Origin of the sequence: Streptococcus sp. 27098_8_82, from assembly GCF_041431615.1 — a bacterium.
Lineage (GTDB): Bacteria > Bacillota > Bacilli > Lactobacillales > Streptococcaceae > Streptococcus > Streptococcus sanguinis_K.
In genome coordinates this window covers 1-13,773 of the sequence record NZ_JAPVYB010000005.1, presented here as the reverse complement: position 1 = coordinate 13,773, position 13,773 = coordinate 1, and the positions used below count along the sequence as shown (strand labels likewise).

12 protein-coding genes and 1 tRNA gene are annotated in these 13,773 nt (G+C 43.5%); all 13 read right to left on the bottom strand.

Annotation, left to right across the window (positions count from 1 at the left end; translation table 11 throughout):
* Positions 1 to 80 precede the first annotated feature (80 nt).
* The 13 genes from O3627_RS08585 to O3627_RS08525 all read right to left on the bottom strand — a co-directional run bounded on the left by O3627_RS08585 (position 81) and on the right by O3627_RS08525 (position 13,767).
* A complete protein-coding gene (locus O3627_RS08585; RefSeq protein WP_371621346.1) occupies positions 81 to 3,815 on the bottom strand; it encodes a phosphoribosylformylglycinamidine synthase in 3,735 nt (1,244 codons plus the stop codon).
* Between the two features lie 19 nt (positions 3,816 to 3,834).
* Entirely contained in the window at positions 3,835 to 4,542 is a 708-nt protein-coding gene (gene purC / locus O3627_RS08580; protein WP_161544035.1) for a phosphoribosylaminoimidazolesuccinocarboxamide synthase, read from the bottom strand.
* A gap of 153 nt (positions 4,543 to 4,695) precedes the next feature.
* A complete protein-coding gene (locus O3627_RS08575) occupies positions 4,696 to 4,944 on the bottom strand; it encodes an acyl carrier protein (protein ID WP_002898839.1) in 249 nt (82 codons plus the stop codon).
* A gap of 2 nt (positions 4,945 to 4,946) precedes the next feature.
* Positions 4,947 to 5,945, bottom strand: coding sequence for a phosphate acyltransferase PlsX (plsX, locus tag O3627_RS08570; protein ID WP_002917943.1), 999 nt, complete (start codon positions 5,943 to 5,945; stop codon positions 4,947 to 4,949).
* Positions 5,946 to 5,950: 5 nt separating this feature from the next.
* Positions 5,951 to 6,724 carry a DNA repair protein RecO gene (gene recO, locus O3627_RS08565; protein ID WP_002922799.1) on the bottom strand — a complete coding sequence of 258 codons (774 nt, stop codon included), beginning with the start codon at positions 6,722 to 6,724 and terminating at the stop codon, positions 5,951 to 5,953.
* Entirely contained in the window at positions 6,717 to 7,889 is a 1,173-nt protein-coding gene (locus O3627_RS08560; protein ID WP_002908388.1) for a pyridoxal phosphate-dependent aminotransferase, read from the bottom strand. The genes recO and O3627_RS08560 overlap by 8 nt, the downstream gene beginning before the upstream one ends.
* 180 nt (positions 7,890 to 8,069) lie before the next feature.
* The gene (srtB, locus tag O3627_RS08555; protein WP_002908387.1) at positions 8,070 to 8,912 is read right to left on the bottom strand and encodes a class B sortase, LPKTxAVK-specific; all 843 of its coding nucleotides are present in this window, start codon (positions 8,910 to 8,912) and stop codon (positions 8,070 to 8,072) included.
* A 94-nt stretch (positions 8,913 to 9,006) separates the two neighbouring features.
* Complete coding sequence (locus tag O3627_RS08550) at positions 9,007 to 9,576, bottom strand: LPKTxAVK-anchored surface protein (RefSeq protein WP_002908386.1); 570 nt, start codon at positions 9,574 to 9,576, stop codon at positions 9,007 to 9,009.
* 312 nt (positions 9,577 to 9,888) lie between these two features.
* Complete coding sequence (locus O3627_RS08545; protein ID WP_002908384.1) at positions 9,889 to 10,854, bottom strand: ribose-phosphate diphosphokinase; 966 nt, start codon at positions 10,852 to 10,854, stop codon at positions 9,889 to 9,891.
* Positions 10,855 to 10,978: 124 nt separating this feature from the next.
* Positions 10,979 to 12,193 carry a peptidoglycan hydrolase PcsB gene (gene pcsB, locus O3627_RS08540; RefSeq protein WP_009660204.1) on the bottom strand — a complete coding sequence of 405 codons (1,215 nt, stop codon included), beginning with the start codon at positions 12,191 to 12,193 and terminating at the stop codon, positions 10,979 to 10,981.
* 96 nt (positions 12,194 to 12,289) lie between these two features.
* The gene (mreD, locus tag O3627_RS08535; RefSeq protein WP_004185019.1) at positions 12,290 to 12,790 is read right to left on the bottom strand and encodes a rod shape-determining protein MreD; all 501 of its coding nucleotides are present in this window, start codon (positions 12,788 to 12,790) and stop codon (positions 12,290 to 12,292) included.
* A 1-nt stretch (position 12,791) separates the two neighbouring features.
* Positions 12,792 to 13,607, bottom strand: coding sequence for a rod shape-determining protein MreC (mreC, locus tag O3627_RS08530; RefSeq protein WP_223321566.1), 816 nt, complete (start codon positions 13,605 to 13,607; stop codon positions 12,792 to 12,794).
* Between the two features lie 72 nt (positions 13,608 to 13,679).
* Positions 13,680 to 13,767: transfer RNA gene (locus O3627_RS08525), tRNA-Ser, on the bottom strand.
* Positions 13,768 to 13,773 lie beyond the last annotated feature (6 nt).

Below are 13,773 nucleotides of genomic sequence, written 5' to 3'. Positions count from 1 at the left end.
TCTTTTGTCTTGTAAAAGGGAGAAAACCTGGCCTTCCAGGCCAAGCAGACTCCTTTTTTGCTTGCTCTTGCAAGCCAACTTTATTCGTGACTCGCTTGGAAATAACGAACGGCGCTTTCAAACAATTTCTGGTCTTTCTGACCTGGAATATTTTGGAAAAGGCCGTCTTCATAACGTTCTGAGTGCCCCATCTTCCCGATGATTTGGCCGTTCTTGCTCATAATTCCTTCGATAGCGTAGAGAGAGCCGTTTGGATTATACTTACTGTCCATGCTTGGCTGACCATCAAAGTCTACGTACTGACTCCAAATCTGACCATTATCGCGCAGCTCAGCAAATTCTTCAGCCGTCACGACAAATTTCCCTTCACCATGAGAAACCGGAATGGCATGGATATCTCCCACTTGCACACCAGCCAGCCAAGGCGAGTTGGTATTGGCAATGCGGGTTTCAACCATCTTGGCCACGTGCTGGTTGGCATCATTGTAAAAGAGAGTAGGACTGCTAGCCCCTGCTTCTTCAAAGTTTCCGTAAGGAAGAAGACCAGATTTAACCAGAGCCTGGAAGCCATTACAGATACCAATGATGAGACCGCCGCGAGCAATGAAAGCATCAATGGCTTTCTTGACCTTCTCATTGAGAAGGATATTGACTATAAACTTAGCGGATCCATCTGGCTCATCTGCAGCAGAGAAGCCACCTGCAAAGAAGATGATATTTGCCTTGTCAATGTTGTCAACCATGGTGTCAACGGACTGAACAATGGCTGCTTCATCCAAAGTAACGAATGGAACTAGATTGACCTTGGCTCCAGCTGCTTCAAAGGCTTTGGCTGAGTCGTATTCTGAGTTGGTTCCAGGGAAGACTGGAATGTAAACTAACGGCTCCGCTACTGTCTCTTTGGCTTTGATAACTGTATCAGAGACAAGAGCCGGCACTTCTTCAATAACTGTTTCCTGTTTAAATTCTGTCGGGTAGATAGACTCTAGTCGGCCTTCAAAGCTTGCCAAAAGCTCTGCTCCCTCAAGCTGGACACCATTGACAATCAGGGTAAAGTCTGGCTTGGTCTGACCGATCTTCACTGCGCCTGGAATATCCTGCTCCGGACTGGTAAAGACAAATCCGCCCAGCTGCGCCTGCAAAACGGAAGGCAGATCAGCAACATCCACTTGGGCACCGATACGATTACCAAAGCTCATCAAGGCCAGACTCTCTGCCAGACCACCGTATTTGACAGCGGCGGCGGCTGTAATCTCATACTTGGCCTGAATATCCGCAAAATTTTCAAAGTTATTCTTGATTAAGTCAAAGTCAATATCCTGAGACAGGATCTGTCCTGGCAGATAGTAGATAGACTCTCCTGCCGCCTTAAACTCTGGAGACAGGATACGCCCAGCAGTTGAAATAGTCACTCCAAAAGCTACCAAGGTCGGCGGTACGGTCAATTCTTCAAAAGTTCCACTCATGGAATCCTTGCCACCAATAGACGGCAAACCGAGCTGAATCTGGGCTTCAATGGAACCAAGCAACGCAGATACTGGCTGTCCAAAACGCTCAGCCTGCTTGTCCATCCGCTCAAAGTACTCCTGATAAGAGAAGCGAGCCTTGGACCAATCCGAACCAGCAGCAACCAAGCGAGCTGTCGCTTCAATCACTGCATAAGCTGCTCCATGATAAGGCGACCAAGCAGCCACATAAGGATTGTAGCCCTGCGCCATCACAGAAACCGTCTCAGTCTTGCCATGCTCAACTGGCAGTTTCTGCACAGAAGCCTCAGTCGGCGTGATTTGGTAGCGCCCGCCGACAGGATGATTGACAGTAGAGCGGCCAACAGAGCTGTCAAAGATCGTCTGCAACCCCTTTTGACTGGTATGATTAAGGTCGCTGAGCAAGCTCTTGAGGTTCTGCTCCAAAGTCGCTTCAGAAGTCACAGTCTGCCCTGGCAGTGCTGCTTGAGCATCCACAACCTTGGCATCCACAACCACACGCACACCATTGGTATCTAGAAAACTCCGCTCAATATCCACGATAGTTTCCCCGTTCCAGTGCATGACCAGATTTGGCTTTTCTGTCACTTTTGCAACCACGACTGCCAACAGGTTTTCCTTAGCTGCTGCAGTGATAAATTGTTCCACATCTTCTGGGCGGACCACCACAGCCATCCGCTCCTGCGATTCAGAAATCGCGATTTCTGTACCGTTAAGTCCTTGGTATTTGAGCGGTACCTTGTCAAGGTCAATTTCCAGCCCATCTGCCAATTCGCCAATAGCTACGCAGACTCCGCCGGCTCCAAAGTCATTGGATTTCTTGATGAGGCGAGTTACATTGCCATCGCGGAAGAGACGCTGAATCTTGCGCTCCTCAATAGCATTTCCTTTTTGGACTTCCGCACCAGCCGTCTCCACAGATGCAGCTGTCTGTACCTTGGACGAGCCAGTGGCTCCACCAACACCATCACGGCCCGTCTTGCCTCCCAGCAAGATGACCACATCACCTGCCGCTGGTTTTTCACGGACAACATTTTCCTTAGGAGCCGCACCAACAACTGCACCTAGCTCCATCCGCTTAGCAACAAAGCCTGGATGGAAATACTCACGAACATAGGTCGTTGCTAGACCAATTTGATTCCCGTAAGAAGAATAGCCATGCGCTGCAGTTTTTGAAATGACCTGCTGAGGGAGCTTGCCAGCCCGCGTTTTAGAAATCGGCTGAGTAATATCGCCCGCACCAGAAATCCGCATAGCCTGATAAACATAAGAACGGCCAGAAAGCGGATCACGAATGGCTCCGCCGATACAGGTCGCAGCCCCACCAAAGGGCTCAATTTCTGTTGGGTGGTTGTGGGTTTCATTTTTAAACATCAGCAGCCAAGGCTCCTTGACACCATCCACATCCACTTCAATCTCTACTGAACAGGCATTAATCTCATCAGACACTTCCATGTCATCCAGACGGCCATTAGCTCGCTCATAGCGCCCAAAAATAGTCGCCATATCCATGAGAGTCTGCGGTTTGTCCCCACGTCCCAGCTCATCGCGCATAGCCAAGTATTTATCATAAGTGGCCTGCAGTTGCTTTTCAAACTTAGAAGCAGAAAAATCAATCTTCTTCAACTCCGTCTCAAAGGTCGTATGTCGACAGTGGTCAGACCAGTAAGTATCCAGAACCTTGAGCTCGGTCTCCGTAGGGAAACGGCCAATCGACTTGAAATAGTCCTGAATAAAGAGCAAATCTGCTACTTCCATAGCCAGACCATGCTCCTGCTTGTAGGCTTTAAAGTCCGCTTCCGTATAGTCCTTAAAGAAGTCCAGAACCGGAATGGTCTTATCCGACTCGGAGAATTGCTCCAGCTGGATCGGCTGCTCAATATCTTTAAAGCGTGAATCAACTGGATTCAGCAAGTATTTCTTGATTGCTTTCAACTCGCTGTCTGAGATGTCTTTATTGATCAAATAAAGCTGAGCAGTCCTCACCAGAACATCTGTCCCAGCGCCGAGCAAAAAGAGGGCCTCCTGAGAGCTGGCTGCCCGCTGGTCAAACTGACCCGGCAGCGCTTCGATGGCAAAAAACGCTGTCTCTGCAAATGCAGCCTCTACTTCCTCTTCCGCCAGCAATCTATCAGTCACTTGCTCAGAGAAAATATGCTTTTCAGCCCGAGCGACCAAATCTTCTGCCAGATGAAAGACATCATAAACTTGAATCATCCGAAGATCTGACAATGTTTTCAACTGAAGATTATGCGTCAGCTCTCTTACCAAGCTCTGTGACTTCACACCGAAGTTGCTCTTCTTCTCTACAAAAATACGCTTGTCCATGATTTTTCACACCCTGTCCTTACTTAATCGCCTGCAATTTTTCCCAAACAACCTGATAGACATCTGTCAGTTCACCAAGGCCACGCCGGAAAACGTCCTTATCCATGTGATGGCCTTCCGCATCCCAGAGACGGCAATTGTCTGGTGAAAATTCATCTGCCAGAATAATCTTGCCATCTTTGTCAAAGCCGAACTCTAACTTGAAATCAATCAATTTCAGTCCGATTTGGCGGAACCAGTCTGACAAGAGCTCATTGATTCGACGAGTTTCTTCTTTCAAAAAGGCAATTTCTTGATCGCTGGCAATCTTCAAAAATTTCACGTGTTCGTCATTGATGAAAGGATCGTCCAAATCATCATTTTTGTAGTAAAATTCCACAATCGGAGTTTCAAGCGCGATACCCTCTTCTACTCCAAAACGTTTGGAAAAAGAACCCGCTGTGTAGTTGCGCAGCACCACTTCCAAAGGAATAATTTCTACTTTTTTATTTAGCTGGTCCGTATCCGAAACCTTCTTAATGAAATGCGTCGCCACACCAGCTGCATTGAGTTTCTCAAAAATAAAAGATGAAATCTGGTTGTTGAGCACTCCTTTACCAGCAATCTGCTCCTTCTTGACTCCATTAAAGGCCGTTGCCTGGTCCTTGTAGCGTGCCAGAATGACTTGCTCATCATCTGTAGAGAAAATATCCTTAGCTTTTCCCGAATATAACAACTTATTAGACATTTTAATATTCGCCTTTCGTGGTTTTATACCCTCATTTTATCATCTTTAAATACATTTTACAAGAAATTCCGTATAAACTTTCTATGCCCATATAAAGAAATCGTTTCCTTTCCAAGATACGAAAAAAGACCGGAAAATACCGATCTTTGATTTTTAATGTTGCTTCTTCAGTTTCTCATGGATATAAGCCACCACATCGGAAATCGTTTTGAAGTTATCCATATCCTCATCAGGAATCTCAATATCAAAAGCTTCTTCCAGATTGATGATAAATTCCATCAAATCCACAGAGTCCACTCCCAGTTCTTCTTTCAAATTCAATTCCGGAGTGACATGCAGCTTGCTGCTGTCATGTTCTTGAATGATTTCGACAATTTTTGCATAAATTTCTTTTTCGCTCATGGTTACTCCTTTGCATCTGAAAATTCAATGACCGATTTACCAACAACATCCGTTTCCAACATGGTCCGAATCTGACGAATCGTGCTATAAACAGCCTTAGCATCGCTAGAGCCATGCGTTTTGACAACAGGCGCTTTCAAGCCAAATAGAACTGCACCGCCTGCACTAGAATAGTCCAGACTATTCTTGAGCCCTCGCAGGCTGTCCTTGAGCAGCCAAGCTCCCAATTTAGCCTTGAAACCACCGCCTAAAATAGACTTTTTCAGCTGACCCATGATACTGATAGCAGTTCCTTCGATTGATTTCAGAACGGCATTACCAGTAAAGCCATCTGCAACGACAACATCCGCCACATCATCCATCAAATCACGCGCTTCCACATTGCCGATAAAGTTAAGTGTTGAATCCCCAGCTAAAAGCTCATAGGCTTCCTTGCGCAGAGGATCGCCCTTGCTGCTTTCCGTTCCGTTATTCAAGAGACCCACCCGCGGCTTCTTGATCCCTCGGACATTTTCAGCATAGAAAGAACCCAAAGTCGCATACTGGTGTAAATGATGGGCTGTGTTTTCAGCATTAGCTCCCAAATCCAGCATATCAAATCCCTGACCGCCAACCGTTGGCATAGTAGATAAGAGACCCGGTCGGTCAATGTTCTTGATACGCCCTACGATAAAGAAACCTGCCGCCAAAAGCGCTCCAGTATTTCCAGCAGACAACATGGCATCTGCCTCCCCTGCCTTCACAGCCTTGGCTGCCAGCACCATACTAGCCTCTTTCTTCTGACGAATGGCCTTGGTCGGCTCGTCGTCAGAGTCAATCTTCTCCTCCGTGTGGATGATGCAGACCCGCTCACCAGCAGTCAGATAAGGCTTAATTTTCGCCTCATCGCCATAAAGGAGAATTTCAATATCCGAAAACTCCTGTACCGCTCGATTAGCTCCTTCCACCAGAGCCTGAGGGGCATTGTCCCCTCCCATAGCATCAACAGCTATTTTTTTCATTCAATTTATTCCTCGTTCTTATCTTTTAAAATGCTTCCCCAGTCCCCCAGAGAATCTATAAATTTTTTGGATTTGAGATGGATGCCGACATATTCATCATAGAGCAGATCGATAAAATCCCGCAGCTGCTTTTTAATATCTGGCTTCAAAGAAATGGTCTCCAATTCGCTAAAGCGGACCGCCTGAAATTGGTCCAGCAGAAAAGGAAGGTTGGGATTTAGATGACAGCGGCGTTCATCCTGATGGTAATGCTCAGGGCAAAGGACTCCGCTATATTTGAAAGAGAAGTCAAAAGGCAAGCCCGTCCGATGACAAAAAGCACAGTCATGGAAGTTCAGCGAAACCCCAAAACGTGACAAAATTTGAATCTCAAAGATATTGGTCAGCACCTCATAGTCCAGACCATTATTCATCAGCTCCAGGGTTTTCTGCAGAAAAGCAAAGAGAGCAGGATCCGGCTGATTGTCCTGAAGACTGGCATCTGCCAAGGCCGCCACATAACTGGCATAGGCCATGATGAATAAGTCCTCATTGATGCGGTGATAGGTGACTACATCCTGATAATCCTCGATATAGCTAAGACCATCATCATTGATTTTCATCAGCAAGTTCGCCGCAGTCAAAGGCTGAATGACGGGTGCTAGCTTAGATTTACCAGCATGCTTGACAAAAAACATACGCTTGCCAGCCTGTTCCGTAAAGATCTTTACCAGCTTATCATCCTCGCGGAAATTGCGGTTATAGAGAACCAGACCTTGACTTGTTAGAGATTTAAGCATAGTCCTCCATGTAGTCCTTGAGGCGTTTCAGGGCCTCTCGAATCGTCTCCATACTAGCCGCATAGGACAGACGGATATAGCCTTCCCCGTATTGACCAAAAGCCGCCCCCGGGATAAAGGCCACGGCCTTCTTCTCCGCAAAATCCTGCAGAAAGGCGAACGAATCTTGATTATAACCATCTGGTATCTTAGCAAAAATATAAAAAGCCCCTTCTGGTTTGATAATCTTAAAGCCTAGCTCAGCCATTTTCTCTATGATATAGTCGCGACGCTGGATATACTCAGCCTTCATTGGCTCCGCATCATCTTTCCCAACTGTCAGCGCTTCAATGCCGGCAAACTGAGCCATAGTATTGGCCGCTGTTACGAGATACTGATGGCTCTTAATCAGCTGAGCAGTGAAAACTGCTGGAGCAAAGATAAAGCCCAACCGCCAGCCAGTCATGGCATGAGACTTAGACAAGCCGTTAATGACGATAGTTTGGTCTGGCAGATACTCCGCGATGGAGACATGCCCCTGCTCCGTATAGGTCAGCTCAGAATAGACCTCATCACAGACCACAAAGACTTGGTATTTTCCTAGGACATCAGCCAGAGCTTTTATCTGCTCCCGCGAATAAGTCACGCCGGTCGGATTGGCTGGATAATTGAGAATGACTGCTTTTAGCTGCTCACCCTGTTCTAAAATAGCTGCTTCCAGCATCTCTGGAGTGAGGACAAAGTTATTGGCCGTTGTATCAATCTCGACAATCTCCGCCCCTACTAGATTGACAATGGGCTCATAGCCTGGATAAGCAGGAGCTGGCAGCAAGACCTTGTCTCCTTCTTCTAGAATGGCTGTCAGTGTAGCCGACAAGGCCTCTGTTGCGCCAATAGTGACCAAGACCTCATCTTCTGGGCGATAGTTTAGATTGTACTTTTCTTTTACAAAGCTGCTGGCCGCCTGACGCAGCTCTAAGAGACCGCTCATACCAGTGTAGTGACTTTGATTAGCATCAATCGCCGCTTTGGCTGCTTCTTTGATATGATCCGGTGTTGTAAAGTCCGGCTCCCCTAAGGTTAGCCGAAGAACTCCAGGAATTGCAGAAATCGATTGGTCAAATTGACGAATCAACGAAATTTCTATTTTTTCTAAGTTTTTATTAAATTTCTTACTTAAATCCATACATACCTCCAGCCACTCAATAGAACTATTATACTATAAATGCAGAAGCATAGCAAAAGCTATTACATGATTTCCCATGCAGAAAAAGGACTAAGCTTTGCGCTCAGTCCCTTTTTTCCTTGCCTTAAAATTCTTCTCTGGCAGATAGTGGTTATAGCTGCATCTCACGTGACTGGCCAGTCAACGAGTCGGAGTATAAGTCAATTCCTTGCCATGCTTGGTCAGAAAATCTTCCAATTCCGAATCAGGAATCTGCCGCAAATAAAGGTTAGAACGAATCGTATCATCTTCCTCACGACAGGTTGAGAGAACCAAATACCGGTCACTCGCCTTAATCTGGATCTTAGGATCCTTAGTCCGAGCAGCTTCATAGATATTTCTGAGCTGAGTCGTAAAGTCCTCGTCATCCTTAAACTCCGTCCGATAAAAAGCAGTCTCTTCCGGCACGATAACCAGTCCCATAGCTTGATAATAATACTTACGCTCAGGAGTCTCAATCACGACATATCTATGTTTGTCAAAATAATCCTGACGATCATAGTAGTTGACATCATTAAACATGCGATGATCTCCTGCCTTGCTGCCCCGAGCATGCCCGAAAAGCCAAGTCAGACGATCACTGAAATCTTTATGATTGTCCTTATCCATAAAGACCGCTCCCATATAAGGCTCTTGCTTTCCTTCAAAAGTCTTCAGCAGATAAGTCTCATTATCTTTCGTTTGCACCACTGGCTCATCCAACTGTGTACCAGGAGCATAGACATAACCTATCGTTTCTGAATTCACAGCCTTCAGTTTAGCAAAACGCTCTGCTAAATATTCCTTTTCTGTCTGACTTGAGGATGCAGATGAGCTTGATGTTTCAATCCTGCTAGGATGCGAAACTCGAAGCTTGCTGCCTGATGTTGATGAACGGAAAGAATAAAAAACAGAAAAAATAACCAGAACAATCAGTAGGAGGCAAATTCCAACAACAAGGAGCAGTTTCTTATTCGAAGCTTGACTCCTATCTTTTTCTTGCATAATCTAAAAATCCTTTATTTTTCATTTTTGATAAAAAATATCACCGAACGAAGGCTCAGTGATATTTAGGCGTTAGCACAAATTAAAGACAAAATTATTTGACTGCACTTGTCTTAGGAAGTGACTTTTCTTCAGAATTCTCCTCATTTTCCTTGTTCTCTTCTTTTGCTTCCGGAGCTTTTTTTGCTTTATTTTCTGATTTTTTAGCCTTCTTTTTACCTGCTGCTGAAGAGGACGCCGCCGAAGATTGAGACGGTGCTGGAAAAGTCGGAACTGATGAAGAGGCTGTGGAGTAAGGTGCTGCCGAATAAGCCGGTATAGATGGATCTGTAGTAGATGGTGCCACTGAAGGCTGATCCGCATTAGCCGACTCTCCCTCACCGATAACAAGAACTTTGTTACCAGCTTGATCCTCCATCACAGCACTTTTGCCAACTGGAGCTTTCTTAGCTTCAGCAACTTGCTGATCCAGAGCTGATTGTGCATCTCTATAGGCCTGCAATTCATCCATAACTTTATTAGATTCTGAGTCCGTACTGCCTTGGGGAACTTCATTATTATCAATGTCATTAACCCAAAGACTGGCTGTACCCTCAGCAAATACTGGTGCAGCAGCCGCGAAAAGTGAAAGGGCTACAGCACTTGAAAGCAAAACCTTTTTCATTATCTCATCTCCTCGTTACTTTTCAAAAATAATTGTAACTCCCCGTTACCTAATATTACCTACTAATAAGTATAGTTCGAACTCTAAAAAAAGTCAAGAATTTTACTACATAAAAATTTTTAAAACCAAATAATACCAAGGGATGAGACAAATTGTCAATTTACCAACTATTTAAATGGTCATTTATTTATATTTGAAACATCAAGTAATTTGAGTTTTCTTTCAAAGTGAATGTTGACTTTTTTAAAAAAGATAGTAGGAATAAAATAAAAAAGAGGCCAGAAATTATGTATCCCAGCCATATATCTCAGATTATTTTTTACCTATTTCAAACAAGGGTGACAGCGGCCGTTTTTCATGAATACGGACAATGGCTTCCCCTAAAAGATGCGCAATTGAAATCTGCTCAATCTTATCAATCAAGCGCTCTTGGGGCAGATAAATCGTATCCAGCACAACCAATTTTTTAATCGCTGATTTTTGAATATTATCCATAGCAGGACCAGATAAGACTGGATGAGTACAGCTGGCATAGACTTCTACAGCCCCTGCTTCAGCGAGAGCGTCAGCTGCATGGCAGATAGTTCCCGCTGTATCAATCATATCATCAATTAGGATACAAGTTTTTCCTTCCACCTTACCAATGATGTTCATGACTTCACTGCTATTCATCTTGTCCACACTGCGACGCTTATCAATAATCGCAATCGGGGTTTTCAGAAACTCTGCTAACTTACGAGCCCGACTCACACCACCATGGTCAGGACTGACTACCACATAGTCTCCTCCTTTCATATTACGGCGCTCAAAGTAATCAGCAATCAAAGGTGCACCCATCAAGTGATCCACTGGAATATCAAAGAAGCCCTGGATTTGCGCTGCGTGCAAGTCAATAGTCAGCATCCGATCCACACCAGCAATTTCCAACATATTAGCAACTAATTTAGATGTAATTGGCTCACGAGCTCTAGCTTTGCGATCCTGCCGAGCATAGCCATAGTAAGGCATGACAACGTTGATGGATTCAGCACTAGCTCGTTTCAAAGCATCTACCATAATCAAGATTTCCATCAAATTATCATTGACTGGCGAACTGGTAGACTGCAAAATAAAGACGTGTTTCCCACGAATAGATTCTTCAATATTCACTTGAATCTCTCCATCAGAGAACTGACGAACAGTTGATTTCCCAAGTGGCAATCCAATCTCTTGAGCAACACGCTGCGCTAATTCTTGATTAGAAGAAAGAGCAAAGAGTTTTAAATCAGAAAAAGACATGATTCCCTCCAGATTCTAAATCGTCTTTCATTGTCCAATTACAACTTTTCCCAACTACCATTGTAACTTTTTTCAGTTGATTTTTCAATTAAAAATAAAAAACGCCAGAGGCGCTTTTTACTGATTAGTTCGGATAGATATATGAAACTGTACCTTGTGCAGTTGTTGGATTAAACCATCCACGGTAGTTACCGATTGATTGTTGTCCAAGGTAGTTTGCTTCTGATACTTGGATGCTTGTAGTAGATTGAACAGCTGTTACTACTGCAACGTGTCCGTATCCACCGTCAGTCCAACATGCAATCGCTCCAACTTCTGGCTGTGAACCAACACGGAAGCCTGCTGCTGCTGCACTTGCAGACCATTGTCCACCATTACCCCAGTAATCGCCAGCCCAAGGAGCTAATGTCTTAGCACCCCATGTACATTGACCTACTGGATAAGAAGAGGCAGATGAGCTATAAACTGGTCTATTTGCACGGGCAACAGATTGAGTTACTGCAGGTGCTGCTGGAGCCGCTGCTTCAGCTGCTGGAGCTGAATTAACAACTGCTTGAACTTGAGCTTGCAGGGTAGTATTTCCTGAAGCTTCAATTGCTTGGCGTTTTGATTCTTGCTCTGCTTTATAAGCTGCTTCACGAGCTGCTGCTTCAGCTGCTGCTTTTTCAGCTGCTGCTTTTTCTTCAAGAAGAGAATTCTTTTCGTTTTCAGCAGTTGCTTTTTCAGCTGCAAGACTTGCCTGAGCTGCTTTCAGTTCAGCTTGTTTTGTTGCCAAAGCTTGCTCATCATCAGCTAACTTCTCTTGGTTAGCAATTACAGTATTGATAGCTTCATTATTCGCAACTTGCTTTTCAGCAATTACTTCTTTATCTTTCTTTTGTTGTTCCAACATTTTATTATTTGCTGAAACAATTTCGCTCATAGCTGCTACACGAGAGATAGCTTCTGTGATAGAGCTAGAATTTACAACTGTATTGATGTAGCTAGTAGCAGTTCCATTTGTTTGAGTACTGCGTGCTTGATTTGCAAGTGACTCATTGCGAGCTACAATATTTTTAGACAGTTCGTCAATCTCTGCAGAAAGCTTTGCAGATTCAGCAGACAATTTTTCATTTTCTGCTTTAAGCTCTTCTTGTTGCTTTTGAATAGCAGATACTTGTCCTTGAATCTCGTTAACTTGTGCTTGAGCTGATTGTTGTTGCTCTGTCAAACTATTAATCTTGCTGTCTTGTGCAGCAATCTTTTCATCAGTTGTCTCCGCTTTAACGCTCACAAGTGCAGCTCCTTGTGAAAGGATAACTGTACTCAATAAAATTGATGTGAGTAGTTTTTTCTTCATAAAAATAATACACTCCTTCTTATAAGACATTAACTAGTATACCAGAAAATGCTGTATCATATGTTACGCCTTTATTACATTTTTATTTCTTGTTTATCATAAATACATTTTTTCGAAAATAGGCTGAAAAATGAGGAATATCAGGCTATTGAGAAGGATAGTCGGTACCAGACTGCTAAGAACAAAATCCTGTAAATTCAGACTAGAAAGATTCAAAAATACCGCAAAAGCAAAGCTGGTTAATTCAAATAAAAATACAAGAATCAGAACAGATAAAAAGCGAGTAAATTTATTTAAAAGCATAGTCGAACTAGACTGACAAACCAAGAGACTTAGAAGAGGAAAAAGAATAAGAGCAATACCAATGGTATGAAAATAGTAAACATCATAAATCAGCCCCAAACAGCAAAATAAGAGAATATTGTAGTTTTTAGAGAGGTTGATGGAAACAAAAAGCATGAAAATAAAGATAAAATGACTGACTAGGTGCCATTGCAAAGGCAGAATATTAGCCAAAAAAGTTGAAATCTGTCCATCTATCAGTAAAACAAAAAATAAAATAATAGGAGTCAAAAGGTGTTCTTTAATATCTCTCATATTAGTTCCCTACCAACATTACAGCACGGATATCCGACAAATCAGCAGCCGGCTTAACTAGGACAACTTTGTTTAGCTGATCCTTAGCCTCAGACACAGAAAGTACCTTACCGACAGGAATATTTTCTGCATTATAAGCACCCAAGCCACTGGTTGCAACCTCATCTCCCTCTTTTATATCTTCGGCACTATTTAACTGACTGATGATATAAGCAGAATTTTTTGCATCATAACCCGTAATAATCCCATAAATTGGACCAGACTTCGTTTGAATCCTAACAGAAATTTTAGTTGAATTTTCCTCGTTAGTCAATAGAGAAACTAAGCTAGACTGACTACTGGTTTCAGAAACACTTCCTACTAGACCACCATTAGCGACTACTAGCATAGCATCTGTCACATTATCAGATGTCCCTTTGTCAATGGTCAGCTCATTTTTCCAGGATGCTGGCGTACGGGCAATCACTTCGCTGGCAATTTGTATTTGATTTTTATCAGCCTCTTTAAATTCCAGAAGTTTTCTCAACTGTTCGTTCTCATCTTCTAAGGAATCTGCCTTCCCAGCCTTTTCCTCAACCTTATAAAGAATTTTCTTGAGCTGCTGATTCTCTCTATAAGTAGACATAAAATCTGACATTTCTTCTTTTTTATCAGCTACAAAAGCAAAAGAAGAGCCAACAAGTCTATCTACCAATGAAATAATATTTGAAGTAGTTGATACAAACCAACTTGAAGAGGTAGATAAGATAAGTATCGTCATTGCAACAACTAATACAAAAAAAGAAATCAGAAACTTAGACTTTTTAAATCGATTCATCAGAAAAACCCCACTAAACAGAACGAGAAAGTATAAGAAAAGGAGATAGCAAATGCTAAACTCCTCATTATACGGAGAATGGGGGATTCGAACCCCCGCGCCGGTTACCCGACCTAACGATTTAGCAAACCGTCCTCTTCAGCCTCTTGAGTAATTCTCCAATATT

Coding starts and splice junctions, on each gene's coding strand:
- purC (WP_161544035.1), bottom strand. CDS start 4,542: ATGTCTAATAAGTTGTTATATTCGGGAAAAGCTAAGGATATTTTCTCT.
- pcsB (WP_009660204.1), bottom strand. CDS start 12,193: ATGAAGAAAAAACTACTCACATCAATTTTATTGAGTACAGTTATCCTT.
- mreD (WP_004185019.1), bottom strand. CDS start 12,790: ATGAGAGATATTAAAGAACACCTTTTGACTCCTATTATTTTATTTTTT.
- recO (WP_002922799.1), bottom strand. CDS start 6,724: ATGCTTAAATCTCTAACAAGTCAAGGTCTGGTTCTCTATAACCGCAAT.
- O3627_RS08585 (WP_371621346.1), bottom strand. CDS start 3,815: ATGGACAAGCGTATTTTTGTAGAGAAGAAGAGCAACTTCGGTGTGAAG.
- srtB (WP_002908387.1), bottom strand. CDS start 8,912: ATGCAAGAAAAAGATAGGAGTCAAGCTTCGAATAAGAAACTGCTCCTT.
- plsX (WP_002917943.1), bottom strand. CDS start 5,945: ATGAAAAAAATAGCTGTTGATGCTATGGGAGGGGACAATGCCCCTCAG.
- O3627_RS08550 (WP_002908386.1), bottom strand. CDS start 9,576: ATGAAAAAGGTTTTGCTTTCAAGTGCTGTAGCCCTTTCACTTTTCGCG.
- O3627_RS08560 (WP_002908388.1), bottom strand. CDS start 7,889: ATGGATTTAAGTAAGAAATTTAATAAAAACTTAGAAAAAATAGAAATT.
- O3627_RS08545 (WP_002908384.1), bottom strand. CDS start 10,854: ATGTCTTTTTCTGATTTAAAACTCTTTGCTCTTTCTTCTAATCAAGAA.
- O3627_RS08575 (WP_002898839.1), bottom strand. CDS start 4,944: ATGAGCGAAAAAGAAATTTATGCAAAAATTGTCGAAATCATTCAAGAA.
- mreC (WP_223321566.1), bottom strand. CDS start 13,607: ATGAATCGATTTAAAAAGTCTAAGTTTCTGATTTCTTTTTTTGTATTA.